Below are 23,241 nucleotides of genomic sequence, written 5' to 3'. Positions count from 1 at the left end.
TTAGGTTACTTGTGTCATCGACATAACTCGCAACCAAATGACACAGGCGCCGCCCGTGTTCGCGGGCAAGCCTGCTCCTACAGAGGGGGGGCAGCCGTTGCCTTTTGACCAAGGCACACGTCCACTGCTGAAACCGCCCCATTTCCTACCGACAGCGACCTGACGAATTTACGCCAATGGATCCACTGATCGTTCGATAACCGCACATGGCTCGCAATTTTTATGCAGAATGTGTTGACCTAGCTCTCACACGAAAGCTCTAATGGATCCATTAAATAAAAACAAAACCCTGGAGAGCCTCCCCATGTACCCCAAAAACACCTGGTACGTCGCCTGCACCCCCGACGAGATCACCACCAAGCCCCTTGGACGGCAGATCTGCGGCGAGAAGATCGTGTTCTACCGCGCCCAAGAAAACAAAGTGGCCGCCGTCGAGGACTTCTGCCCCCACCGCGGCGCGCCGTTGTCGTTGGGCTATGTCGAGGACGGCAACCTGGTGTGTGGCTACCACGGCCTGGTCATGGGTTGCGACGGCAAGACCGTCTCGATGCCGGGCCAGCGAGTGCGTGGCTTTCCCTGCAACAAGACCTTTGCGGCCGTCGAACGCTATGGCTTCATCTGGGTCTGGCCCGGCGACCAGGCGCAGGCCGACCCGGCGCTGATCCCGCATCTGGAATGGGCGGTGAATGATGAGTGGGCGTACGGCGGCGGGCTGTTCCACATTGGTTGTGACTACCGGCTGATGATCGACAACCTGATGGACCTCACCCACGAAACCTACGTGCATGCCTCCAGCATCGGCCAGAAGGAAATCGACGAGGCGCCGCCAGTCACCACCGTCACCGGCGACGAGGTGGTTACCTCCCGGCACATGGAAAACATCATGGCCCCGCCCTTCTGGCGCATGGCCCTGCGTGGCAACGGCCTGGCCGACGACGTGCCGGTGGATCGCTGGCAGATCTGTCGCTTCACTCCGCCGAGCCATGTGCTGATCGAAGTGGGCGTAGCCCATGCCGGCAAGGGTGGCTACCACGCCGAGGCCCAGCACAAGGCGTCGAGCATCGTGGTCGATTTCATCACTCCGGAAACCGACACCTCGATCTGGTACTTCTGGGGCATGGCGCGCAACTTCGCCGCGCACGACCAGGCCCTGACCGACGACATTCGTGAGGGCCAGGGCAAGATTTTCAGCGAAGACCTGGAGATGCTCGAACGCCAGCAACAGAACCTGCTGGCCTACCCCGAGCGCAACCTGCTGAAGCTGAACATCGATGCTGGCGGCGTGCAGTCGCGCAAGGTGCTGGAGCGGATCATCGCCAAAGAGCGTGCGCCGCAACCGCAACTGATCGCTACCAGCGCCACCCCTGCCTGAGGAACAGCCTACATGATCGATGCCGTAGTGGTGTCCCGTAACGATGAAGCGCAAGGTATCTGCAGCTTCGAGCTGGCGGCGGCGGATGGCAGCCTGCTGCCGCCGTTCAGCGCTGGCGCACATATCGACGTGCACTTGCCCGATGGGCTGGTGCGCCAGTATTCGCTGTGCAATCACCCCGAAGAGCGCCACCGCTACCTGATTGGCGTGCTAAACGATCCGGCCTCGCGGGGCGGCTCACGCAGCCTGCATGAGCAGGTGCAGGCCGGTGCACGGCTGCGCATCAGCACGCCGCGCAACCTGTTCCCGCTGGCCGAGGGCGCGCGGCGCAGCCTTTTGTTTGCCGGTGGCATCGGCATTACACCGATCCTGTGCATGGCCGAGCAGTTGTCCCACGGCGGCCATGATTTCGAGCTGCACTACTGTGCCCGCTCCAGCGAGCGTGCGGCCTTTGTCGAGCGCATTCACAACGCGCCGTTCGCTGACCGCCTGTTCGTGCACTTTGACGAGCAACCGGAAACCGCACTGGATATCGCCCGGGTGCTGGGCAACCCGCAAGACGATGTGCACCTGTATGTATGTGGGCCCGGCGGTTTCATGCAGCATGTGCTGGCCAGCGCCAAGGGGCTGGGGTGGCAGGAGGCCAACCTGCACCGCGAATACTTTGCCGCGGCGCCCGTGGATGCCAGCAACGACGGTAGTTTTTCGGTGCAGGTGAACAGCACGGGGCAAGTGTTCGAGGTGCCAGCCGACCAGACCGTGGTGCAGGTACTGGAACAGCACGGTATCGAGATCGCCATGTCGTGCGAGCAGGGTATTTGCGGCACCTGCCTGACCCGCGTGCTGCAAGGCACGCCGGACCATCGCGACATGTTCCTCACCGAAGAGGAGCAGGCGCTGAACGATCAGTTCACGCCCTGCTGCTCGCGCTCGAAGTCGCCCCTGCTGGTGCTGGATATCTGAACCGGTTTACGACGAGGGCAGGATGACTTTCATGCTCGCGTCCGCCGTTGCCCCACCAAAAGTTTCGGCGTAGCGCAAGGTGGCATTGGCGTGCTCGCGCATGATCGCTTCGGCGCGAGCACCCTGACGATTGGCCAGGGCGTCGAACACCGCGTGATGCTGCATATGGGCAAAGTTGAAGCGCCGGTACTCGCGGGCCAGGTCATGGCGGTCCACGGCCAGTGCGGTGACCGAGGCGAACGGCAGGTGGTCGTTGCGTGCCAGGGCATCGGCGATGGCCGGGTTGTGGCTGGCTTCGATGATCACCTGGTGAAAGCGCATGTTCAGGTCGTGATAGGCCTGCAGGTCGTCTTCGGTCACAAAGCCCTTGTCGAACAGCTGGTCGCCATCGACCAGGCACTGCTGCAGCGCCGCGCGTGCTTGCGCTGACAAGCCACGCTCTGCGGCCTGGCGAGCGGCCAACCCCTCCAGCACGCCGCGCACCTCGACCGCACCTGCGATGTCATCGGCGCTGACCGAGCGCACCTGAAAACCCCGGCCACCAAAACGCACCAGCAGGCCTTCCTGCTCGAGGGTACGAAACGCCATGCGCACCGGCATGCGTGAGACGCCGAACAGCTCGGCGGTGGGGACTTCCATCAAGCGCTCGCCGGCCGCCAGCTCGCCCGAGGCGATCATCTTGCGCAACGCGACCAGCACCATTTGACCGGGCTTGCTCATCCAGGCTACTTCCAGGGACATGAGCGCGCATCTTAGCGCAAGGTGAGGGGTTGTTGCTGGCCTGGTAACTTGCTCAAATTCTAAAAGTCTGCGCGGTACCTGTAGGAGCGGCCTTGTGTCGCGATGGGCTGCGAAGCAGACCCTCATTTGATGCATCTGTGCTGAAACCCGGGGGCTGCTTTGCAGCCCATCGCGACACAAGGCCGCTCCTACAAGGACCGTGCTCACCGGGCATATTGCGGCTTAGAGCGTCAGCGGGTAGCTGACGATCAGGCGCGTCTGGTCGAAATCGCTGTTGAAGCTGCGCCGGTTGGTGGCGTTGTTCAGGCGGATGTTGAGGTTCTTCAACGCTCCGCTCTGGACCGTGTAGTTCACCTCGGTATCACGCTCCCACTCCTTGCCATTACTGCCTGCCGCCGTGGTGGCATTCTCGCCATGGCCGTAACGCACCATGGCCAGCAACCCCGGCACACCCAGCGCGGCAAAGTTATAGTCGTAGCGCACTTGCCACGAACGCTCGTCGGCGTTGCTGAAGTTGCCGTTGAACATGTCGTTGCCCAAGGTGCGCCCGCTGCTGCCGTACACCGACATCCACTGGCTGTCGCCACTCACTTTCTGCAACCCCACGTACAACGTGTGACCACTGTGCGAAGCTGACAGCAAGGCGTAGCCCGTGCGGCTCTGGATATCGCCGATGCGCGCCTGGCCGTCATCACGGTCGATGAAGTAACCCAGGTTGGCCCCCAGCGTCCACTCGCCCACTCGCTGGCTGTGCAGCAGGTTGAAGTAGCTTTGCTGGTAGATGTCCTCCAACTGCGAATGCCACGCGCCGATCAGGGTGCGCTGTTGGTTGAAGCGGTACTCGGCGCCAGCGTAGTTGAAGCCGTCCGAGGTGACCCCGGGCGCGGCCCAGGCAGAGAGGTCCTGCATATCGGACGAGTTGCGCAGGCTGACCTCGCGGTACTGGCCGGCTTGCAGGCTCAGGCCTTCGATTTCCCGCGAGTCGAGCATGGCGCCACGGAAGGTTTGCGGCAGCAGGCGGCCATCGTCGTAACGCAGCAGCGGGATATCCGGCAGCAGCTCACCCACCTTCAGCTCGGTCGATGAAATACGCAGCTTGGCCGCCAGCCCTGCACGGCCATAGTTGTCGGCCGCACGTCCGTCGTCGTGCACCGGCAGCAGTTCGGAACCGCTGGTACCGCGGCCACTGTCCAGCTTCATGCCGAACATGGCGATGCCGTCCAGGCCAACACCAATTAGCCCGGGGGTGTAGCCAGAGCTGAACTTGAGGATGAAGCCCTGGGCCCATTCTTCGACTTTGCTCTTGGCCGCCCCCGGGTCACGGAAATCGCGGTTGAAGTAGTAGTTGCGCAGCGTCAGCCCGGCCTTGGCATCTTCAAGGAAGCCCCCCTCCTCGGCCCAGGCCGGCAAACCCAGGCCAAACGCCAGCGAAACCGCCAGGGCCGAACGGGCCAGGGTGCAGTGTGTGTGCATCATTATTATTGTTCTCCGCGTTACTTGGGCGCAGCCGCCCCCCCCGCAGGCTGCCCAGAGCCCGTGGTCGAATGGCTGCATGAATGCCCGGCCCGGGCCGGGCGCTACTCAGTGGCTCAATGCATCAGAACGGATACTGGCGCGGCACGTGCTGCACGCTTACCCAGTGATCGCGGGTGAACTCGTCGATGGCCCAGTCCCCGTTGAAACGGCCAAGCCCCGAGTTCTTCTCACCGCCGAACGGCGCGTTGGCCTCGTCGTTCACCGGGATGTCGTTGATGTGGCTCATGCCTGCACGCACCTGGCGGGCAAAGCGCACGGCACGCTCCAGGTTGCGGCTGAATACCGCGCTGGAAAGGCCGAATTCGCTGGCATTGGCCAGCTCCAGGGCATGCGCTTCGTCACGCGCGCGCAGCAAGCCCACCAAGGGGCCGAAGATTTCGTTACGCGCAAGGTCCATGTCGACGGTGACCTCGCCATACACATGCGGCGCCAGCAAGTTGCCGTCGACCCCGCCCTCGTACAGCGGCTCGGCACCTTCGCCGCGTGCCAGGCTGATCTTGTCCAGCAGGCCCTGCAGTTGCCGGGCATTGATTACCGGCCCGATCACCGTAGCTGACGAGTCCGGATCGCCTACCGCCAGCGCCCTGACACGCTCGACGAAGCGCTGCGCAAAAGCGTCGTAGAGGCTGTCGTCAACGATGATCCGGTTCACCGCCATGCAGATCTGCCCCTGATGCAGGAACTTGCCGAACACGGCAGCATTCACCGCCTGTTCAAGGTCGGCATCGTCCAGCACCACGAACGGGCTATTGCCGCCCAGCTCCAGGGCAACGTGCTTGAGGTGTTCGCCACCGCTCGCAATACGGCCAATGCCACGCCCCACCGGGGTGGAGCCAGTGAAGGTGATCAGCGCCGGCACCGGGTGCTCGACAAAGGCATCACCGATATCGCCGCCCGCGCCGACCACCACACTGAGCACCCCGGCTGGCAGCCCTGCCTCTTCGAAGATGCGCGCCAGCAGCAGGCCGCCGCACACCGGGGTGTCGCTGGCAGGCTTGACCACCACGGCATTGCCCAGCGCCAGCGCCGGGGCAATCGAGCGCTGGGTCAGGTGCAGCGGGAAGTTCCACGGGCTGATGACCCCGACCACACCCAGGGCACTGCGGTACACGCGGCTTTCCTTGCCCGGCACGTTGGACTCGACGATGCGCCCGTGCACCCGCGACGGAAACGATGCCGACTCCAGCGCAATTGCCCGCGCCGCGCCCCATTCCAGCTGCGCCTTGAGCCGGGTACTGCCGGATTCGCGGATGATCCAGTCGATGATCTCGTCGCGCCGACGATCAAATATCGCCACCACTTCGTACAGCACCGCCGCGCGTGCGGCGGGGCCCAGTGCCGCCCATTTCGACTGTGCCCGGGCTGCCTCCTGATAGGCGGCATCCAGGTCGGCACGACTGGCCTGTTGGACCTCAAGCAACAAGTCGTCGTTGTACGGGTTGTACACATTCAGGGGCTTACCGGCACTGCCGGCGCGCCACTGGCCGGCAATCGGCAGCAGTTGAAGGTCTTGATAACGAGGGCAATTGGCAGACATGCAAGGCTCCTTGGTCAGCACGTAGGTTTGTTGGCAGCTTCAGGCTCACTGGCCTGTTGTGGCGCACGCACCTGGATGAAGGCGATGGCAAGCGCACCGATCACCCCAGGCAGGGCGAAGGCGAGGAAGTTTTGCTGGATCGGCAGTTGCATCGACAGCAGGCTGCCACCCAGCATGGGCCCGGCGATGGCGCCGAGGCGGCCGATACCCGCAGCCCAGCCCACCCCGGTGGAGCGGATGTGCGCCGGGTAGGCGATAGAGGCATAGGCATGGATTACCGCCAGCGTGCCGATGGTGGTAGCGCCGGCGATCAGCAACAGCAGGTTCAGCAACAGCGGGCCCGGGTTGAGCCCCAGCGCCGCGAGCGACAGCGCTGCCAGCACGAAGAACAGCACCAGCGTGCGCTGCACCCCCAGGCGGTCGGCGAGCCAGCCACCAAACAATGCACCCACCGTGGCGCCAATGTTCAGCGTCACCAGAAACGCCAGGCTCGAGCCCAAGGGGTAGCCGCCCTGCGCCATCAGCTTGGGCAACCAGGTATTGAGGCCGTAGCTCATCAGCATGCACATGGCGAACGCCACCCATAGCAACAAGGTGGCCAGGGCCTGACCAGGGCCGAACAACTGCGCCAGGCGCGCCTTGTCTACCGGTTGGTCGCTGCCCGCCAAATGTAGCTCGGTGCCCGGGCGAAACGCCGGGTCGACCTTCGCCAGCAACCGCTCAAGCTCGGCACGGCGCCCCTTGAGTTCAAGAAACGCAGCCGACTCCGGCAGGTAGCGCAGCATGAACGGTACGGCCAGCACCGGCAGCACAGCCACATAGAACACAGCTTGCCACCCCCACTGCGGGATCACCGCGATCGCCAGCAAAGCCGACAGCACTGCGCCCACCGAATAGAAGCTGGACATCACGGTGATCATGGTGCTGCGCCGCCCTTGCGGGGCGAACTCGCTGATCAGGTTGACGGCGCTGGGCACCAGCGCGCCCAGGGCCAGCCCAGTCACCAGGCGGCAGGCACCGAGCTCCAGCGGGGTTTCTGCATGCCCGGTCATGAACGCCGCCAGGCTGGCCAGCAGTGTGGTGAGGATGATCAGTTTGCGCCGGCCGAAACGGTCGGCCAGTGGCGCCAGCAAAGTACCGCCGAACAACATGCCGAACAGCGCACAGCTGCCGAGCGTGCCGGCTTCGATGGCGCTAAGTTGCCATTCATGCATCAGGCGTGGCACCACCGAGCCGTAAATCACCATGTCATAGCCGTCGAACAGCATGATGAAACAGCCCCACAGCAGTATCAGCAGGTGCGTGCGATTGAAGGGTGCAGCATCGATCACTTCACTTACGGAAGTCGTCTTCATAGCCACCTCGGTTCTTGTTTTTGTGGGTGTCGCGTGGTGTGCGTGTGTGTCGGGTTCAGGGCTCAATGGTCTGGGTCGGCACTTCGATCAGCACTGGCCGGTCGCTCTCCAGCGCTTCACGCAAGGCCTGGGCGAAGGCGCTGCCAGTGGCCGCATGCACCGCCTGCACGCCATAGCCACGGGCGATGGCGCAGAAGTCCAGGCCAGGTACGTCCAGCCCTGGCGCATCGTTGACGTCCAGCACATCGGCGAACCAGCGCAATGCGCCGTAGGTGCCGTTCTTGAGGATGATGAACACCACCGGGATGTTGTATTGCGCGGCGGTCCACAACGCGGTGATGCCATAGTTGGCCGAACCGTCGCCGATCACGCCGATCACCCGCCGGCCAGGCGATGCCAGCTGCACGCCTACGGCAGCTGGCAGGCCAAAACCCAGGCCACCGGCTGCGGGGAAGAAATAACTGCCCGGCTCACACATTTCCACGCGGCGCCAGAACGCCCCCACGGTAGAGGTGGACTCCTTGACGTAGATGGCGTCCTTGGGCGCCAGGGCGTTGAGCAGGTCGAACACGGTTTCAGGGCGCAACAGGCCACCGTCATCCGCCACCGGTTCAGCAGCAGGCAAAGCGGTGGGCATCGCCCGCACGCTCTGCGGCACGCCGTCCAGCACGGCCTCGAGGGTAAGCGCAATGTCGCCGACCAGGGCGTCGCCCATGGGCGCGCGCGCCGCTTCGCCCGGGTCACAGGTCAGGTGCAGCAGCTCGCAACCGGCCGGCAGGTAGTTGCCTGGGGCGAACTGGTGGTAGCGGAACACCGGAGCTCCCACCACCAGGATCAGGTCGTGCCCGGCCAAATTGTGGCTGATGCCGGCAATGGCTGCCGGCAATACCCCGCGAAAGCACGCATGCCGTGTAGGGAACGGGCAGCGCGACGCAGAAGGCCCGACCCAGGCCGGCATGCGCAGCTTCTCGGCCAACTGCACAGCCAGGCCATTGGCAGCGCTGCCATCGACATCCGGGCCCAGCACCAGCACCGGGTTGCGCGCCGCTGCCAGGCGTTCGCACAGGTGCTGCAGCTGCGCCGGCGACGGCAGCCCGGCACTGCTCACCTGGCGCCGTGCCAGGTGCTCGACACCGCTTGGCGCTTCGCACGCCCAGTCGTCATATGGGATCGACACGTACACCGGCCCGCGTGGTGGCAGGCTGGCGGTGTGGATCGCCTGGCTCAGGGCGCGCGGCACGTCCTGCGCGGTAGCGGGCTCGTGGCTCCACTTGACCAGTGGTTTGGGCAGCTGTGCGGCATCGACATTGGCCAGCATCGCTTCCACCCCGATCATCGAGCGCACCTGCTGGCCGGCGGTGATCACCAGCGGGCTGTGCGAGTACCAGGCATTGGTCAGGGCGCCCATACCATTGCCGGTACCAGCAGCAGCGTGCAAGTTGACGAAAGTGGGCTGGCCGCTGGCCAGTGCGTAGCCATCGGCCATGCCGACCACGGCGCCTTCGTGCAGGCCGAGGACGTAGCGGAAATCCTCCGGGAAGCCCTTGAGAAACGGCAGCTCGTTGGAGCCGGGGTTGCCGAAGATGGTGGTCAGGCCATGCTGGCGAAGAATGTCGTAAGTGGCGCCGTGAACAGTTTTCATAAAGCCCCTTGCAGCTTGTTTTTGGAATTCGGGTTACTTTTGCAGCCACGGCCAGATTGATCAAATTGATACTATCTTTACTAAAAATAAAACCTATCTATGTGAAGCCAGCGCCCCATGAGCCACATCGACCTGAACCTGATCCGCACCTTCGTCACCCTGTACGAGGCCCGCAGCGTCACCCTTGCCGCCGAGCGCCTGTTCGTCACCCAGCCCTCGGTCAGCTATGGTCTGGCCCGCCTGCGCGAACTGTTTGACGACGCCCTGTTCAGCCGCACGCGTGACGGCATTCAGCCGACCTTTGTTGCCGAGCAGCTGTACGGCACCCTGCGTGACGCACTGACGCGCATCGAAGGTGCCGTGCAGAGCACCCGCCAGTTCGACCCCGCGACCACCGAACGCAGGTTTCGCATCGCCCTTTCCGACCTTGGCGAAATGGGCTTTTTGCCGCTGATTCTGGCGCGCCTGAACCGCGATGCCCCGCAGGCTGAAGTCGAGGTGCTGCCACTGCAGGTCGACCAGGTGGGCGACTGGCTGGCCAGCGGCAAGATCGACGCCGCCATCTGCCGCCCGCCGGTGCCGGGCACGCGTAGCCAGGTACTGATGCGCGAACGTTATGTATGCCTGCTCAGCTGCGACCACCCACGCATCGGCAATGAACTGAGCCTTGAGCAGTTCATTGCCGAGCGCCACATCAGCGTTACCCGTACCACCGGCCACGGCAGTGTCGAAGACGTGCTCACCAGCATGCAGTTGCAGCGGCGCATCAGCCTGCAGGTGCCGCACTTCTCGGTGCTGCCGAAGATCATCCCGGGCACCGACCTGCTCGCCGTGCTGCCGGCACAGATCGGCCGGCTGTTCATGCAGGACGGGGGTTTGAAAATGCTTGAGCTGCCGTTCCAGGTTGCCGAGTTCAACGTGTCGCTGAACTGGCACCCCAACAGCGACAACTCCGCCGCCCTGCAATGGTTCTACGCCACGGTCGCCCAGGCGATCATCGATGGCCAGGCTTAGGCGTCGGCCAGCACTGGCCGCGCCGTGCTGGCCGCGGGGCGCAGCAACAGCAGGCAACCGGCGGCAAGCACGAAGACGCTGGCAAACACCCCGTACAGGTGCAGCGGTTGCCAGCCGCCATCGAGCAACATGCCGGCCACGGTCGGCGACAGGATTGCGCCCATACGGCCGATGCCGATGCCCCAGCCCACGCCGGTAGCGCGCACCGAGGCGTCATAAACCACCGGCGACAGGGCATACAGGCCGGCCACGCAGCCATTGGAGAACAGCCCGATCAGCAACCCCAGCGCCAAGGCGGCACTGACCGACGCGCCATTGACCACGAACAGCACCAGCAGCGCCGCCGTGATCAGCATGAACAGGGCCAGCACGCGGGTGAGTGGCCAGCGCGAAGCCAGGCCACCGATCAGCGCCGCGCCAAGGATGCCGCCAACACTCAACAGCACCCCGCCGGTGATGCCCTGCTGTGCCGACAGGCCGGCGGCGACCAGCAGTTTCGGCGTCCAGCTCATGACGAAGTAGAAGCCGAACATGACCAGGAAAAACAGCAACCAGATCACCAGTGTGGTACGGCGCATGGCAGGTGTCAGCAGTTGCCGGAAGCCGCGGGGAGCGCCCTGCTCCCTTGCCATGGCTGTTGGCAGTTGTGCCAGCGCCGGCTGGCCAAGGCGCACGGCCAGGCGGTTGACCCGTGCCAAGGCATTGGCCGGGCGACGCGCCAGCAGAAAGTCCAGCGACTCTGGCAGCCACAACAGCACCAGCGGGATCACCAGCACGGTGACAATGCCGCCAAACAGGAACACCGAGCGCCAGCCCCAATGCCCCAGCAGCCATACCGCCAGCAAACCACCCAGCGTCGCCCCCAGGGCATAACCGGTTGACTGCAAACTGACCGCCAGGCCGCGCCAGCGTTTGCTGGCGTACTCACTGGCAATCACGTTGCTGCTGGCCAGGATGCCGCCGATGCCCAGCCCGGTCAGGCCACGCAGCAGCGCCAGTTGCAACGGGCTCTGGCTCATTGCCGAGAGCAGCATGCCGATGCCGGAAAGCGCCAGGCACAGCAGGATCAGCGGGCGACGGCCAAAGCGGTCGGCCCACGGTGCGAGGAACAACGAACCGGCCGCCATGCCGAACAGGCCGGCGCTGAGCAGCAGCCCGACCTGTGCGCCGTTCAGGTTCCACTCGGCGGACACCGACGACGCAGTGAAGGCCATGACCAGTACGTCAAAGCCATCGATCATGTTGAGGACGATGCAAATACCAATGGCCAAGTACTGGAAGCGGCCCATCGGGTCGTTGTCCAGGCGTTGCTTGAGATCGGTATTCATGGAGTCACCTGCCGGTTGGCCACAGGCGGGAGGACAGATGCGCACGCGCAGGCAAGACGGGGGGAACCCTGACAGTTCCGGGCCGCTGGATAGCCATTCATGACTGAACCCTTTTTGTAATTGTTATTGCGTACGGCAGGAGGGCTCCGGCCGTTGTCAGGCGCTAATCAACCAGATAATGGATCCACAAACAACAGGCCGCATGCGATCGCTCCCAGAAAATCTCTTATAACCAAGGCTGAAAATTGATATTCATTACCTTTTCGGCTTGTTTATCAGTGAGTTAATAATTTAACACCTAGTCCAATTTTTGTTCGTTTACCGAACACTCTAGATCTATGGATCCATAAAACACTAAAAATCCATACCTGGCCCTTAACGACTGAGCTGCCATGAACAAATCTTCATGTTCCCCGCCAGCGCCCTGATTGCGGGGCGAACAGCCGTTATCCACCCAGCGCCAGCCGCCGCTCGCCTTGAGGGCGCGGTAGCGGTTGCGTAGCATCCCCGGCCCGATCGCGCGCCCGCACAGCCACCGCGATACCTGCTGAAAAGAGCTACTGATGCCACAACCCATCCCCCTCAAGGACCACGAAAAGGAAAAACACCTGGTCAATCGTCGGCTCCTGGCCTGCGCCATCCTGGTCTTCAGCCTGGTCGCCGTGCTGGTGGGGCGGCTGTATGTCTTGCAGGTGCTGCAGCACGACCAGCAGACCGCCGTGTCGGAAAACAACCGTGTGCACGTGCTGCCCATCGCCCCCGAACGCGGGCTGATCTACGACCGCAACGGCGTGGTGCTGGCCGACAACAAACCCAGCTTCGACCTGACCATGACCCGCGAGCGGGCCGGTGGCGACTCGGCCAAGGTGCTCGACACCCTCACCCAGGTGCTAGGCCTGACCGAAGACGACCGCAAGCAGTTCGACAAAGACCTGCGCCGTGGCCGCAAGCCGTTCGAACCGGTGACCCTGATGGTGGGCCTGAGCGAAGAGCAGATCGCCCTGGTGGCCGTGAACCAGTTCCGCCTGCCGGGCCTGGAGGTGGAACCGCAGTTCATCCGCGAATACCCGCTGGCTGGGCATTTCGCCCACTCGGTAGGCTACGTGGGGCGCATCAACGAGAAAGAAGCCAAGGTCCTGGACAGCACCGAGTACCGTGGCACCCAGTCAATCGGCAAGACCGGTATCGAGCACTTCTACGAAAGCCAACTGCACGGCCATGTGGGCTACGAGGAGGTCGAGACCAACGCCCAGGGCCGGGTGATGCGCGTGCTCAACCACAAGGCCCCGACCCCGGGCCAGGACATTGTCCTGACCCTGGACGCCCACTTGCAGGTGGCCGCAGAAAAGGCGCTGGGCGACCGGCGTGGCTCGGTGGTGGTACTGGACCCGGCCAACGGCGATGTGCTGGCAATGGTCAGCAACCCCAGCTTCGACCCCAACCTGTTCGTCAAGGGCATCAGCTTCAAGCAGTACGCCGAACTGCGCGATTCCATCGACCGCCCGCTGTTCAACCGAGTGCTGCGCGGCCTGTATGCCCCGGGCTCGACGGTGAAGCCGGAAGTGGCCATCGCCGGCCTCGACAGCGGCGTGATCACCCCCGGCAGCCGGGTGTTCGACCCGGGCTATTACGAGCTGCCCAACTACGACCACAAGTACCGCAACTGGAACCGCAGTGGCGACGGCTGGGTGGACATGTACACCGCCATCATGCGGTCCAACGACACCTACTTCTACGACCTGGCGCACAAGCTGGGCATCGACCGCCTGCATGACTACATGGCCGAATTCGGCCTGGGTCAGAAGGTGTCGCTGGACATGTTCGAAGAGGCCTCCGGGCTGATGCCGTCGGCCCAGTGGAAGCGCGCCACCCGGCGGCAGGCATGGTTCCCGGGCGAAACCCTTATCCTGGGTATCGGCCAGGGCTACATGCAGGTCACCCCGCTGCAGCTGGCCCAGGCCACCAGCCTGCTGGCGAGCAAGGGCGTGTGGCATCGCCCGCACCTGGCCATGACCGTGGGTGGCGATGCGCCGGTAGACCCCAACCCGATGCCCAACATCGTGCTGCACGACAAGCATGCCTGGGACCAGGTCAGCCAGGGCATGCAGATGGTCATGCACGACCCGCGCGGTATTGCCCGCGCCGCTGCGGCAGGCGCGCAGTACCGGATCGCCGGCAAGAGTGGTACCGCGCAGGTGGTGGCGATCAAGCAGGGTGAGCGTTACAACCGCAACAAGACCCTGGAGCGCCACCGCGACAACGCCCTGTTTGTCGGCTTTGCACCGGCCGACCACCCGAGTGTGGTGGTGGCGGTGATGATCGAGAACGGTGAGGCTGGGGGCCGGGTGGCGGGGCCGGTGGTGCGCGAGGTAATGGATGCTTACCTGCTGGATGAGCAAGGGCATCTGAAGCCGGAGTATGCGGGCGGGGTGCCTGCTCGGGGCGTGCCGCACACTTGAGATTGCCGGGGCCGCTCCGCGCCCCGCCGCGGCGCAAGGCCGCTCCTATCCGCCCTCCGTTGCCCAGACAGGCGCAAAAAAACAAATTAGTCGCATAAGAATATGACTTCTTATTCTTTTTTTTGAGAAGAGTAATCCTTTATAACCTTCCCAACTGTACAGCAGCCAACACCCGGCCAACTGTCTGCAGCGCAACACCCGATCAACAGAGAACGCCCGCACGGCAACACCAGCGCAGACACGGAATTGCGCTAACCCGTTGATCCCAAAGAACATTAAAACCAGGCACGACGATTGCTCAAGCAAAGTCCCGCTCAACCAGAACCGGAGACCTGCCCATGAGCACCCCACTGAACGTCGTAGCCCTGTCCGGCGGCACTTCCCGCCCATCGCGCACCCTGGCCTTGACCGAGGCGATCCTCGCCGAACTGGCCGAACACCTGCACATCAAGCCGCACCTGATCGAATTGGGCGACATCGCCCGCCCGCTAGGCAGTGCCCTGTGGCGCAGCGAACTGCCCGAAACCGTCGAACAGCAACTGCGCCTGGTGGAAAAGGCCGACCTGCTGGTGGTGACCACCCCCGTGTACCGCGGCAGCTTCACCGGCCACTTCAAGCACTTGTTCGACCTGATCGGCCAGGACGCCCTGGTCGACACCCCGGTACTGCTCGCCGCCACCGGTGGCAGCGAACGCCATGCATTGGTGCTCGACCATCAGCTGCGCCCGCTGTTCAGCTTCCTGCAGGCCCTGACCCTGCCCATCGGCGTGTTCGCCAGCCAGGCGGAACTGGCCGACTACCGGGTTTCCAGCGATGCCCTCGCCGCCCGTATCCGCTTGGCCGCCAAACGTGCCGTGCCGCTGTTCGGCGCCCACCACGCATTGCGTAAAAGCGCCTGAGGAGCGGCCATGAATGCACCTGTAAATGCACCCCTGCGCCCGGCCCTGGCCATCGCCCGCGAACTGGCCGGGCAGTTTGCCCAGACCGCCGTCGAGCGCGACGAGCGCGGCGGCACGCCAAAAGCCGAGCGCGATGCCCTGCGAGGCAGCGGCCTGCTGTCGCTGGCAATCCCGCAGGCCTTCGGCGGCCAGGGCGCCAACTGGCACGACACCTTCGCGGTGGTGCGCGAGTTCGCCCGGGTCGACAGCTCCATCGCCCATGTATTCGGCTTTCACCACCTGATGCTGGCGACCGTGCGCCTGTTCGCACGTCCGGACCAGTGGCAGCCGTGGTTTGAACAGACCGCCCGCAAACAGTGGTTCTGGGGTAATGCCCTGAACCCGCTGGACACGCGCACGGTGGTCAAGCACTTCGACGGCTGGTGCGAGTTTTCTGGCAAGAAAAGCTTCTGCTCCGGCGCCAGCGACTCGGAGATGCTCATCGCCTCGGCGGTGGACGAACGTGTCGGCGGCAAACTGTTGATCGCCGCCATTCCCAGCGGCCGCACCGGCATCAGCCTGCACCGCGACTGGAACAACATCGGCCAGCGCCAGACCGACAGTGGCAGCGCCACGTTCGAGCGGGTGCGGGTCGAGCACAATGAACTGCTGCTCGACCCGGGCCCCCTGAGCACGCCGTTTGCTGCCCTGCGGCCGCTGATTGCCCAGCTGCACTTCGCCAATCTGTTCCTCGGCATTGCCGAGGGCGCCTTCGACGAAGCCCGCCAGTACACCCTGAAGGAAAGCCGGCCGTGGTTCCGCTCCAGCGCCGCCAGCAGTGCCGAAGACCCTTACGTGCTGCGCCATTACGGCGAGTTCTGGATCGGCCTGGAAAGCGTGCGCCTGCTGATCGAACGGGCCGCACGCCAACTGGACGCCGCCTGGGCCAAGGAAAATGCGCTCACCGCCGAGGAGCGCGGCGACCTCGCGCTGGCCATCGGCACCGCCAAGGTCGCCGCCAGCCGCCACGGCCTGGACATCTGCAACCGCCTGTTCGAAGTCACCGGTGCCCGTGCCACCCATGCCTCGCTGCGCTTCGACCGGCACTGGCGCAACCTGCGCACGCAAACCCTGCACGACCCGGTGGACTACCGCATCCACGAACTCGGCGAGTGGGCCCTCAACGGCAAACGCCCTGCCCCATCCTTCTACTCCTGAGGACTGCCCATGCAACTGCTGACCCTCCCCCCGTCACCGACACTGGCTACCTCGATCAGGGCGACCGCACAGGTCTTCGAAGACCCCAGGTCGCAGGCGCTGCTCGCCCACTTGCAACAGGTCGCCCCCAGCGAGGCCAGCGTCCTGATCATTGGCGAAACCGGCACGGGCAAGGAGCTGGTGGCACGCCACATCCACAACCTCAGCGGCCGGCGCAACGGGCCGTTCGTTGCGGTCAACTGCGGCGCGTTCTCTGAATCGCTGGTGGAAGCCGAACTGTTCGGCCATGAAAAAGGCGCCTTCACCGGCGCCCTGTCGGCCAAGGCCGGCTGGTTCGAGGAGGCCAACGGCGGCACGCTGTTCCTCGACGAGATCGGCGACCTGCCGCTGCCGATCCAGGTCAAGCTGCTGCGCGTGCTGCAGGAGCGCGAGGTGGTGCGGCTCGGGTCGCGCAAGAGCATCCCGATCAACGTTCGGGTATTGGCCGCGACCAACGTGCAGCTGGAAAAGGCCATCAACGCCGGGCATTTCCGTGAAGACCTGTATTACCGCCTGAACGTGGTGACGTTGCAGTTGCACCCGCTGCGCGACCGCCCAGGTGACATCCTGCCGCTGGCCCGGCACTTCATCCGCAGCTACAGCGATCGGCTAGGCTACGGCCCGGTGGAGCTGAGCCCCGAGGCCCAGGCCAAGTTGGTGGAGTACAGTTGGCCGGGCAATATTCGCGAATTGGAAAACGTGATTCACCACAGTTTGCTGACCTGCGGCGATGGCACGGTGCGAGCACAAGACCTGCGTTTGTCCAACCTGCGCATCGAACGGCAAGAAGAGGAGCCGGCAGGCAATGGTGTGGAGGACCTGCTACAACGGGCGTTCAGCCGGTTGTACGAGGAGCAGTCGGGTGACCTGTACGAGAAAGTGGAAAACGCCCTGCTGCGCTCGGCCTATCGGTTCTGCCATTACAACCAGGTGCATACCGCGCAGTTGCTGGGGTTGTCACGCAACATCACGCGCACGCGGCTGATTGCCATTGGCGAGCTGGTAGTCAACAAACGGCGCGGGCAGGAACAGCAGGTGCTGGACAACCGGGTAGTGCGGTTGTCGATCTGAGGCTGGTAGTGCATGTGTAATTTAGGCAAACACAAGCCCTGTAGGAGCAGCCTTGTGCTGCGAAGAGGCCATTGCAGGCAAAGATAATGTTTAGCATTACCGGCCTCTTCGCAGCACAAGGCTGCTCCTACAAGGCGATGCGGCAACCTGAGTGATGGTGCAAGACAGCTGCTCCCATAAAGGGCCTCGTAAAGGTTGAGCCTGCGCTGCCCCTGTGGGAGCGGGCGTGCCCGCGAAGGGGTCAGGATGCCGTGCGCGGCATCAGCTCATACGGGTGCTTCCAGCCTGGCAGCGCCTGGATCCGCGCCTTCCACGCTTCGATATGGGTGAACTCCGCCAACGGGATGCCGGTGTCCTCCGGCATGAATACATACCCCGCCAACGACAGGTCGGCGATGGTCAGCCGGCCGCCAACCATGAACGGCGTCTTCGCCAAATGCGCGTCGACAATGCGGTAAGCCGCCGTGGCACGCTCGCGCAGGAACCGGGTCACGTCCGTTTCGCCGGTATTTTTCAGGCAGAACAGAAAGCGCAGCGCGGCGTAATAGCTGGTGAACTTGTGGTTGTCGAACAGCATCCAGCGCCAGATCTCGCGCTTTTCGTCATCGTCACGCGGGCCGAACTGGCCGGTCTGTTCGGCAAGGTATTCCAGGATCAGCGCAGACTGGGTGAAGGTCTTGCCCGCGTGCTCCAGCACCGGCACCTCGCCCTGCTCGTTCACCTCGTCACGCCAGGTTTGCTCCCGGGTCTGGCCATGAAAGAAGTCGACGAACACCGGCTGCCAGTCCTGGCCCGTGAGTTCAAGCATCAGCGCAGCCTTGTAGGCGTTGCCGGATTCGGCGAAGCAATGCAGCTTGTAGTCGGGCATGGTGGGACCTTCAATTTCCTTTGAATGATCATGAAGCCCGAGCAGATCACGCCCGGCCCGGAACGGTCAATGCCCTCAGCCAAAACATCCCATTCCCCGTCCCTCCCGTCATAGTCCCCGCCCAGCCGCCAATGCCATAGTGGAGAAAACAACAGGGATAAAAACCATGTACAGAAACACCTCTACCCCTGCGGACGACAACGGTTGCGGCTGGTTCCACCTCAGCCCGCCGCGCCAGCCACGCGCCGCGCACCAGGGGCGGAGCGAGGCGCGCTGGGTGGTGCTTGGCGCGGGCTTCACCGGCCTGGCCGCCGCGCGGCAACTGGCCTTGCATCACCCTGACGACGAATTGATCCTGGTCGACGCCCAGGAAGTCGGCTTCGGCGCCTCGGGGCGCAACTCCGGGTTTGCCATCGACCTGCCCCACGACATTGGCGCCGCCGACTACATCGGCGACCTGCCCACGGCGCGGATGAACCTCAAACTCAACCTGCGCGCGCAGGCGATCTTGCGCGAATTGATCAACCAGCACGGCATCGACTGCCAGATCCGCCCGGACGGCAAGTACCAGGCGGCCGTCGAAGACAAAGGCCTGGCGGTGCTCGAAGCCTACCGCAGCGGCCTGGAAAAACTCGGCCAGCCTTACCAGATGATCGATGCCCGCGACCTGCCCGAGCACTTCGGCACCACCTTCTACCGCAAGGCGCTGTACACCCCGGGCACCCAGTTGCTGCAACCCGCCGCCCTGGCCAAAGGCCTGGCCGACAGCCTGCCGGGCAACGTGACCCTGCATGAACGCACCACCATCACCCACATCGAGCAGGGCCGGCGCATCACCCTCAAGCACGCCAATGGTGAGATCGTCGCCGACCAGCTGTTGCTGACCAACAATGCCTTCGCCTCGTACTTCGGCTTCCTGCCTGGCCGCCTGCTGCCGATCTTCACTTACGCCAGCATGACCCGCCCGCTGACCGAGGACGAACAAGCCCGCCTGGGCGGCAAGAACACCTGGGGCATCATCCCGGCAGACCCGTTCGGCAGCACCCTGCGGCGCACCCCGGACCAGCGCCTGCTGGTGCGCAACAGCTTCAGCTTCAATGCCGACGGCCGCGCCAACCCACGCCACATCGCCCGTGCCGGGCGCCAGCACCGCGATTCGTTCGAGCGGCGCTTCCCGATGCTGTCGGGCATGGCGTTCGATTACACCTGGGGTGGCTCGATGTGCCTGTCGCGCAACCACCTGTCGCACTTCGGCACCCTCGCACCCAACGTGCACGCGGCGCTGTGCTGCAACGGCCTTGGCATCACCCGTGGCACCGCTACCGGCAGCCTGCTGGCTGACTGGCTGAGCGGCGAACGCGACGAGCTGATCGACTTCCTGCTGGGCTCCGCAGGCCCCAACCGCAACCCGCCGGAGCCGCTGCTGAGCGCGGGCGTCAACCTCAACCTGCACTGGGGCCAGCGCCGTGCCGGCCTGGAAAGCTGACAAGGAGGCACCATGCATAGCCTTGGCATTCTCGGGGTGGGCGAACTCACCGAAAAAGTGGTCATCGGCCTGCGTCGCAGCGGTTTCGAGGGCCCCATCCTGCTGTCACCGCGCAATGCGCAACGGGCAGCCCTGCTGGCCCAGGAGCATGGTTGCCAGGTGTTGCCGAGCAACCAGGCAGTGGTCGACCAGGCAGAACTGCTGATCCTTGGCGTGCGCCCGCATTCGCTCGCCGAACTGGCAGATGAGCTACACCTGCGCCCCGGCCAGCGCCTGGTTTCGCTCGCCGCCGGGGTCAACCTTGCACAGCTGTCCACTGCGTTCCCTGGCGCCCTCTGTGTGCGTGCGATGCTGTCGTACGCGGCGCAGTACAACCAGTCCACGGTAGTGGTTTGCCCACCCGATGCGCTCACCACGCAGTACCTGGGGCCACTGGGCAAACTGGTGGTGCTGCACGGCGAGCCAGAATTCGAGCTGGCCACCGTGGCGGCGTGTATGAATGGCTGGTTCTACTTCCTGCTACACGACCTGCAACAGTGGCTGATGGACAAAGGCCTGCCCGCAGCCGAAGCACGTGCGCTGGTGCTGGGTAACCTGCAAGACTGCGTGGCCAGTGCCGGGCAGCAGCCGGCGTACACGCTGAAGGCCTTGGGCCAGGCCATTGCCACGCCGGGCACTTTCACCGCTGATGGTTTGGCGGTGCTGATGCATCAGCCGGTAAGCGCTACCTGGGGTGCGGCATGCGAAGTGGTGCTGGACGGGTTGTTGACACGCTCAGGGCAGGCAGAGGGATAAACTGCCCCCTACTGTCGTGAACGATAACTGCATGGCTCGCCTTGATAGATTTTTAATTATTGCGAGCCCGTTTTTCTTTTGATTTGGTCCATACGCTCTCGATTTATGCTTTCAAGGGTTTGACTCGACAAGCTTTCCCCCCCTTGTATACCTGCAGTCGTACGAATATCAGTATTCCTTAGAAACAGCTCCTCATCCAATCCCAAACCGGCGTTAATCATACTATTTAAATGGGCGCTTTCAGGACGCTGCATACTTAAATTACCTCCAGCACCGTCGAGCGACTCTCTGGAAAAAACGTCAGTAAAATCACTCAAGCTCCCAATATCCACAGGAACTCGCTGCAAAGCCTCCGGGGGGGTCATATCTATCACTGCAGACGAAGACGAGCGCCGATGAGGTGACGGGGACTGGCCCGCATTATTCACGGGACTGCCCCCTCTTTGTCTCACTATAGGATGTGTCGAGTAATGACCTAGATTAATGAGTGACCTGGATCTTGACGTGCTGTCCGACGAAGATGAGCCTCTAGAATTGAGACGCCTGTGATTGTTTCGAGCAACCGGCCGCCCCCGCTCCCTGCCAGGCATATGTCCAGAGTCATCTTGAAAATTGACAGGATCGCACTTGCAGTAAACATAACTATTGATTTCAGCTCGACCAAATGGGCTCCAACTGTCTGGTGATAGAAAGCGCCTGAGGGCCGGGTTGTATGCTCTGTATCCATTACCTAGCAAATACAGCCCAGCAATGGACTGCCTGGACCACCCGTTAAAACCGAGCGCCCCCTGTTCCAAGCCCAATGGAGAAAAACCATAAGGGTCATATGCCTGGGTTCGTAACGGTGTCACATCGCTCACGGCTCACCTCACTTCGCTAGTCCTCTGAGCTGGAGGATGATCTCGATCAATTACAAGATCTACTGGCAAAAATAACAGCCCATGACTCAGCTCCCCCACTACAGCTGCCGACAGACGCGTGCCGTATCCTCCTCGAAATGCCTCAATTCCGCCTGGTGCCGGTAGGCCAGTGGTATCCGCCAGTCCTCGGCACACCCGGTCATCCCATCCCATGACTCGTCCGAGCCGTTATAGGGCGCCCGCGCCAGCCGGTGCCATAGTGCCGCCACGTTAGTGCACCACATAACAACAAGAGGTAAGCCGTATGTCCGTTTCCAGACGCTCCGTAGAAGATGCGCCGCTCAACGGGTTCCACCGCAAACTGACGGTCTATTCCGCTGGCGGGCCTTTTCTCGATGGCTACGTACTTAGCATCATCGGCGTCGCCATGCTGCAAATTACCAATGCCTTGCAGCTGTCGGCCCTGTGGGAAGGGCTGATCGCCGCGTCAGCATTGATTGGTGTCTTCCTGGGTGGTTTTCTCGGTGGCTGGTTCACTGACAAGTACGGGCGCAAGGTCCTGTACCTGATCGACCTGGTCGCCATCGTCGGTTTTTCAGTGGCGCAGTTCTGGGTCGAGTCGGCCTGGGCCCTGTTCGCCTGGCGGTTGCTGATCGGTATCGCGGTCGGTGCCGACTACCCGATCGCCACGTCGTTGCTGGCCGAGTTCCTGCCACGCAAGCAACGTGGGCCGTTGCTGGCGGCCATGGTGCTGATGTGGTTTGCCGGTGCCGCCGTGGCCTACATGGTCGGCGAACTGCTGCTGCGCGTGGGCGGTGAAGACGGTTGGCGCTATGTATTGGCCAGCGCCCTGATACCCGGTGCGCTGTTCCTGGTTGCCCGCAGTGGCACACCAGAATCGCCTCGCTGGCTGCTGAGCAAAGGCCGAACCGCCGAAGCCGACGCCGTGATCAAGAAAGTCTACGGCCCGGACTACTCCATTGCTGACCTGCCAGAGCAGAGCAGCGACAAACCGGTGTCGGTGTGGTCGCTGTTCCACTCCGGTTACGGCAAGCGCATGGCCTTTGTCACCCTGTTCTGGACCTGCGCGATCGTGCCACTGTTCGCCATCTACTCGTTCGCCCCCAAAGTGCTGCAGGCACTGCAACTGACAGGCGACTGGGCGGCCTTTGGCTCCATCGCCATCACCTTGCTGTTCACCCTGGGCTGCCTGGTGGCCACCAAACTGATCAACCGCCTGGGCCGGCGCAACATGCTGATCCACAGCTTCCTCTGGTCGGGTATGTCGCTGGTGCTGCTGGGGGTGTTCCCGGATGCCTCGCCAACCACCGTACTGGTGCTGTTCGGCGCCTATGCCGTGCTGATCGGCGGCGCCCAGGTGCTTGAATACGTCTACCCCAACGAGCTGTTCCCCACCGAAATCCGTGCGTCAGCGGTGGGCCTGGCCACTTCGTTGTCACGCATCGGCGCGGCCGTGGGCACGTACCTGGTGCCGATATCCCTGGCCTCCTACGGCATTGCCAACACCATGTTCGCTGCCGCCCTGATCTCGCTGTTCGGCGCCCTGATTTCCTGGTGGCTCGCCCCCGAGACCAGCAAGCTCGACCTGCAGCAAGCCGCGGCGCTTGGTAACCCCACCCGCACCTCTACCGCTGCCAAACCCGCTGTTCGTAAAGCCTGAAGGGGCCTTTTCGTGAACCAAGTACTGACTGTCGTGCGCAATGCCCCTCTCGCGTCGCTGGGTGCCCCTGCCCCGGCCCGCCTGCCGATCGGTGAACCCGTCGCCCAGGCAGCCACCGCCCAGGACCAGACCGACGAAGCCGTCGGCGCCAGCATCGGCGTATGGGAAAGCGGCCCGGGCGTGTTCCGCCGGCACCTGAAAAACCGTGAGTTCAGCCACATTGTCAGCGGCTGGTGCACCTTCACCCCCGACGGTGGCGAGCCGGTAGAGCTGCGCGCCGGCGACGCAGTGCTGTTCCCGGAGAACTGCGAGGGTGTCTGGGACATTCGCGAAACCCTGCGCAAGACTTACGTGCTGTTCTAAGGAACAAATAGATGATCGAACGTATCAGCCCCGGC

Annotated in this window: 19 protein-coding genes and 1 pseudogene; 11 read left to right on the top strand and 9 right to left on the bottom strand. The window is 63.5% G+C overall.

Annotation, left to right across the window (positions count from 1 at the left end):
• Positions 1–304 precede the first annotated feature (304 nt).
• Positions 305–1,372 (top strand): aromatic ring-hydroxylating dioxygenase subunit alpha, encoded by a 1,068-nt coding sequence (locus tag SB756_RS03670; protein ID WP_341798399.1) that lies wholly within the window; start codon positions 305–307, stop codon positions 1,370–1,372.
• Positions 1,373–1,384: 12 nt separating this feature from the next.
• Entirely contained in the window at positions 1,385–2,335 is a 951-nt protein-coding gene (locus SB756_RS03665; RefSeq protein WP_341798398.1) for a PDR/VanB family oxidoreductase, read from the top strand.
• A 6-nt stretch (positions 2,336–2,341) separates the two neighbouring features.
• Here SB756_RS03665 and SB756_RS03660 read toward each other — a convergent pair whose 3' ends face one another.
• From SB756_RS03660 to mdlC, 5 genes are all read right to left on the bottom strand, one after another.
• A complete protein-coding gene (locus SB756_RS03660) occupies positions 2,342–3,055 on the bottom strand; it encodes a GntR family transcriptional regulator (protein WP_341798873.1) in 714 nt (237 codons plus the stop codon).
• A 243-nt stretch (positions 3,056–3,298) separates the two neighbouring features.
• On the bottom strand, positions 3,299–4,552 hold the full coding sequence (locus tag SB756_RS03655) for an OprD family porin (protein ID WP_410910191.1): 1,254 nt from the start codon (positions 4,550–4,552) through the stop codon (positions 3,299–3,301).
• A gap of 121 nt (positions 4,553–4,673) precedes the next feature.
• Positions 4,674–6,149, bottom strand: a complete 1,476-nt coding sequence (locus SB756_RS03650; RefSeq protein ID WP_410910190.1) for an aldehyde dehydrogenase family protein — start codon at positions 6,147–6,149, stop codon at positions 4,674–4,676.
• A 14-nt stretch (positions 6,150–6,163) separates the two neighbouring features.
• Entirely contained in the window at positions 6,164–7,504 is a 1,341-nt protein-coding gene (locus tag SB756_RS03645; RefSeq protein WP_410910189.1) for an MFS transporter, read from the bottom strand.
• Between the two features lie 55 nt (positions 7,505–7,559).
• Positions 7,560–9,146, bottom strand: coding sequence for a benzoylformate decarboxylase (gene mdlC, locus SB756_RS03640; RefSeq protein WP_410910188.1), 1,587 nt, complete (start codon positions 9,144–9,146; stop codon positions 7,560–7,562).
• A gap of 117 nt (positions 9,147–9,263) precedes the next feature.
• Between mdlC and SB756_RS03635 the strand changes: the two genes are divergently transcribed.
• Positions 9,264–10,160, top strand: coding sequence for a LysR family transcriptional regulator (locus SB756_RS03635; RefSeq protein ID WP_016499165.1), 897 nt, complete (start codon positions 9,264–9,266; stop codon positions 10,158–10,160).
• Here the strand turns inward: SB756_RS03635 and SB756_RS03630 are convergent.
• Positions 10,157–11,488, bottom strand: coding sequence for an MFS transporter (locus SB756_RS03630; RefSeq protein WP_341798392.1), 1,332 nt, complete (start codon positions 11,486–11,488; stop codon positions 10,157–10,159). The genes SB756_RS03635 and SB756_RS03630 overlap by 4 nt on opposite strands.
• A 563-nt stretch (positions 11,489–12,051) precedes the next feature.
• On the opposite strand from SB756_RS03630, the gene mrdA reads away from it, so the two are divergent.
• The 4 genes from mrdA (at position 12,052) to sfnR (ending at position 17,153) form a co-directional block, all read left to right on the top strand.
• On the top strand, positions 12,052–13,947 hold the full coding sequence (gene mrdA, locus SB756_RS03625) for a penicillin-binding protein 2 (RefSeq protein ID WP_341798391.1): 1,896 nt from the start codon (positions 12,052–12,054) through the stop codon (positions 13,945–13,947).
• Between the two features lie 338 nt (positions 13,948–14,285).
• Positions 14,286–14,846 (top strand): FMN reductase, encoded by a 561-nt coding sequence (msuE, locus tag SB756_RS03620; protein WP_410910187.1) that lies wholly within the window; start codon positions 14,286–14,288, stop codon positions 14,844–14,846.
• Positions 14,847–14,855: 9 nt separating this feature from the next.
• A complete protein-coding gene (locus tag SB756_RS03615) occupies positions 14,856–16,043 on the top strand; it encodes an acyl-CoA dehydrogenase family protein (RefSeq protein WP_410910186.1) in 1,188 nt (395 codons plus the stop codon).
• Between the two features lie 9 nt (positions 16,044–16,052).
• On the top strand, positions 16,053–17,153 hold the full coding sequence (gene sfnR / locus SB756_RS03610; RefSeq protein ID WP_410910185.1) for a sigma54-dependent transcriptional activator SfnR: 1,101 nt from the start codon (positions 16,053–16,055) through the stop codon (positions 17,151–17,153).
• A 241-nt stretch (positions 17,154–17,394) separates the two neighbouring features.
• Here the strand turns inward: sfnR and SB756_RS03605 are convergent, their stop codons facing one another.
• Positions 17,395–18,021: a glutathione S-transferase family protein gene (locus SB756_RS03605; RefSeq protein WP_410910184.1), complete on the bottom strand. Its 627-nt coding sequence runs from the start codon at positions 18,019–18,021 to the stop codon at positions 17,395–17,397.
• A 166-nt stretch (positions 18,022–18,187) separates the two neighbouring features.
• Between SB756_RS03605 and SB756_RS03600 the strand changes: the two genes are divergently transcribed.
• A complete protein-coding gene (locus SB756_RS03600) occupies positions 18,188–19,507 on the top strand; it encodes an NAD(P)/FAD-dependent oxidoreductase (protein ID WP_410910183.1) in 1,320 nt (439 codons plus the stop codon).
• Positions 19,508–19,519: 12 nt separating this feature from the next.
• Positions 19,520–20,302 carry an NAD(P)-binding domain-containing protein gene (locus tag SB756_RS03595; RefSeq protein WP_063426637.1) on the top strand — a complete coding sequence of 261 codons (783 nt, stop codon included), beginning with the start codon at positions 19,520–19,522 and terminating at the stop codon, positions 20,300–20,302.
• A gap of 56 nt (positions 20,303–20,358) precedes the next feature.
• Here the strand turns inward: SB756_RS03595 and SB756_RS03590 are convergent, their stop codons facing one another.
• Both SB756_RS03590 and SB756_RS03585 read right to left on the bottom strand, forming a co-directional pair.
• Entirely contained in the window at positions 20,359–20,619 is a 261-nt protein-coding gene (locus tag SB756_RS03590; RefSeq protein ID WP_152906017.1) for a hypothetical protein, read from the bottom strand.
• A 285-nt stretch (positions 20,620–20,904) separates the two neighbouring features.
• Positions 20,905–21,153, bottom strand: a pseudogene (locus tag SB756_RS03585) (RHS repeat-associated core domain-containing protein); the annotation flags it as partial.
• A 313-nt stretch (positions 21,154–21,466) separates the two neighbouring features.
• Between SB756_RS03585 and SB756_RS03580 the strand changes: the two are divergent.
• Together SB756_RS03580 and SB756_RS03575 are read left to right on the top strand one after the other, a co-directional pair.
• A complete protein-coding gene (locus SB756_RS03580) occupies positions 21,467–22,843 on the top strand; it encodes an MFS transporter (protein WP_410910182.1) in 1,377 nt (458 codons plus the stop codon).
• Positions 22,844–22,855: 12 nt separating this feature from the next.
• Positions 22,856–23,206 (top strand): cupin domain-containing protein, encoded by a 351-nt coding sequence (locus SB756_RS03575; RefSeq protein ID WP_341798385.1) that lies wholly within the window; start codon positions 22,856–22,858, stop codon positions 23,204–23,206.
• The last annotated feature ends 35 nt before the right edge of the window (positions 23,207–23,241 follow it).

This window comes from Pseudomonas sp. SIMBA_068, assembly GCF_046534705.1.
In the GTDB taxonomy this organism is placed as follows: Bacteria; Pseudomonadota; Gammaproteobacteria; order Pseudomonadales; family Pseudomonadaceae; genus Aquipseudomonas; species Aquipseudomonas putida.
This window is presented reverse-complemented; position numbering and strand designations above follow the sequence as displayed.

Bases quoted from the DNA above. Each gene is read 5' to 3' on its own strand.
- SB756_RS03665 (WP_341798398.1), top strand. From the start codon at position 1,385: ATGATCGATGCCGTAGTGGTGTCCCGTAACGATGAAGCGCAAGGTATC.
- SB756_RS03660 (WP_341798873.1), bottom strand. From the start codon at position 3,055: ATGAGCAAGCCCGGTCAAATGGTGCTGGTCGCGTTGCGCAAGATGATC.
- sfnR (WP_410910185.1), top strand. From the start codon at position 16,053: ATGCAACTGCTGACCCTCCCCCCGTCACCGACACTGGCTACCTCGATC.
- SB756_RS03615 (WP_410910186.1), top strand. From the start codon at position 14,856: ATGAATGCACCTGTAAATGCACCCCTGCGCCCGGCCCTGGCCATCGCC.
- msuE (WP_410910187.1), top strand. From the start codon at position 14,286: ATGAGCACCCCACTGAACGTCGTAGCCCTGTCCGGCGGCACTTCCCGC.
- SB756_RS03630 (WP_341798392.1), bottom strand. From the start codon at position 11,488: ATGAATACCGATCTCAAGCAACGCCTGGACAACGACCCGATGGGCCGC.
- SB756_RS03670 (WP_341798399.1), top strand. From the start codon at position 305: ATGTACCCCAAAAACACCTGGTACGTCGCCTGCACCCCCGACGAGATC.
- SB756_RS03645 (WP_410910189.1), bottom strand. From the start codon at position 7,504: ATGAAGACGACTTCCGTAAGTGAAGTGATCGATGCTGCACCCTTCAAT.
- SB756_RS03600 (WP_410910183.1), top strand. From the start codon at position 18,188: ATGTACAGAAACACCTCTACCCCTGCGGACGACAACGGTTGCGGCTGG.
- SB756_RS03605 (WP_410910184.1), bottom strand. From the start codon at position 18,021: ATGCCCGACTACAAGCTGCATTGCTTCGCCGAATCCGGCAACGCCTAC.
- SB756_RS03580 (WP_410910182.1), top strand. From the start codon at position 21,467: ATGTCCGTTTCCAGACGCTCCGTAGAAGATGCGCCGCTCAACGGGTTC.
- SB756_RS03655 (WP_410910191.1), bottom strand. From the start codon at position 4,552: ATGATGCACACACACTGCACCCTGGCCCGTTCGGCCCTGGCGGTTTCG.
- mrdA (WP_341798391.1), top strand. From the start codon at position 12,052: ATGCCACAACCCATCCCCCTCAAGGACCACGAAAAGGAAAAACACCTG.
- mdlC (WP_410910188.1), bottom strand. From the start codon at position 9,146: ATGAAAACTGTTCACGGCGCCACTTACGACATTCTTCGCCAGCATGGC.
- SB756_RS03650 (WP_410910190.1), bottom strand. From the start codon at position 6,149: ATGTCTGCCAATTGCCCTCGTTATCAAGACCTTCAACTGCTGCCGATT.
- SB756_RS03595 (WP_063426637.1), top strand. From the start codon at position 19,520: ATGCATAGCCTTGGCATTCTCGGGGTGGGCGAACTCACCGAAAAAGTG.
- SB756_RS03635 (WP_016499165.1), top strand. From the start codon at position 9,264: ATGAGCCACATCGACCTGAACCTGATCCGCACCTTCGTCACCCTGTAC.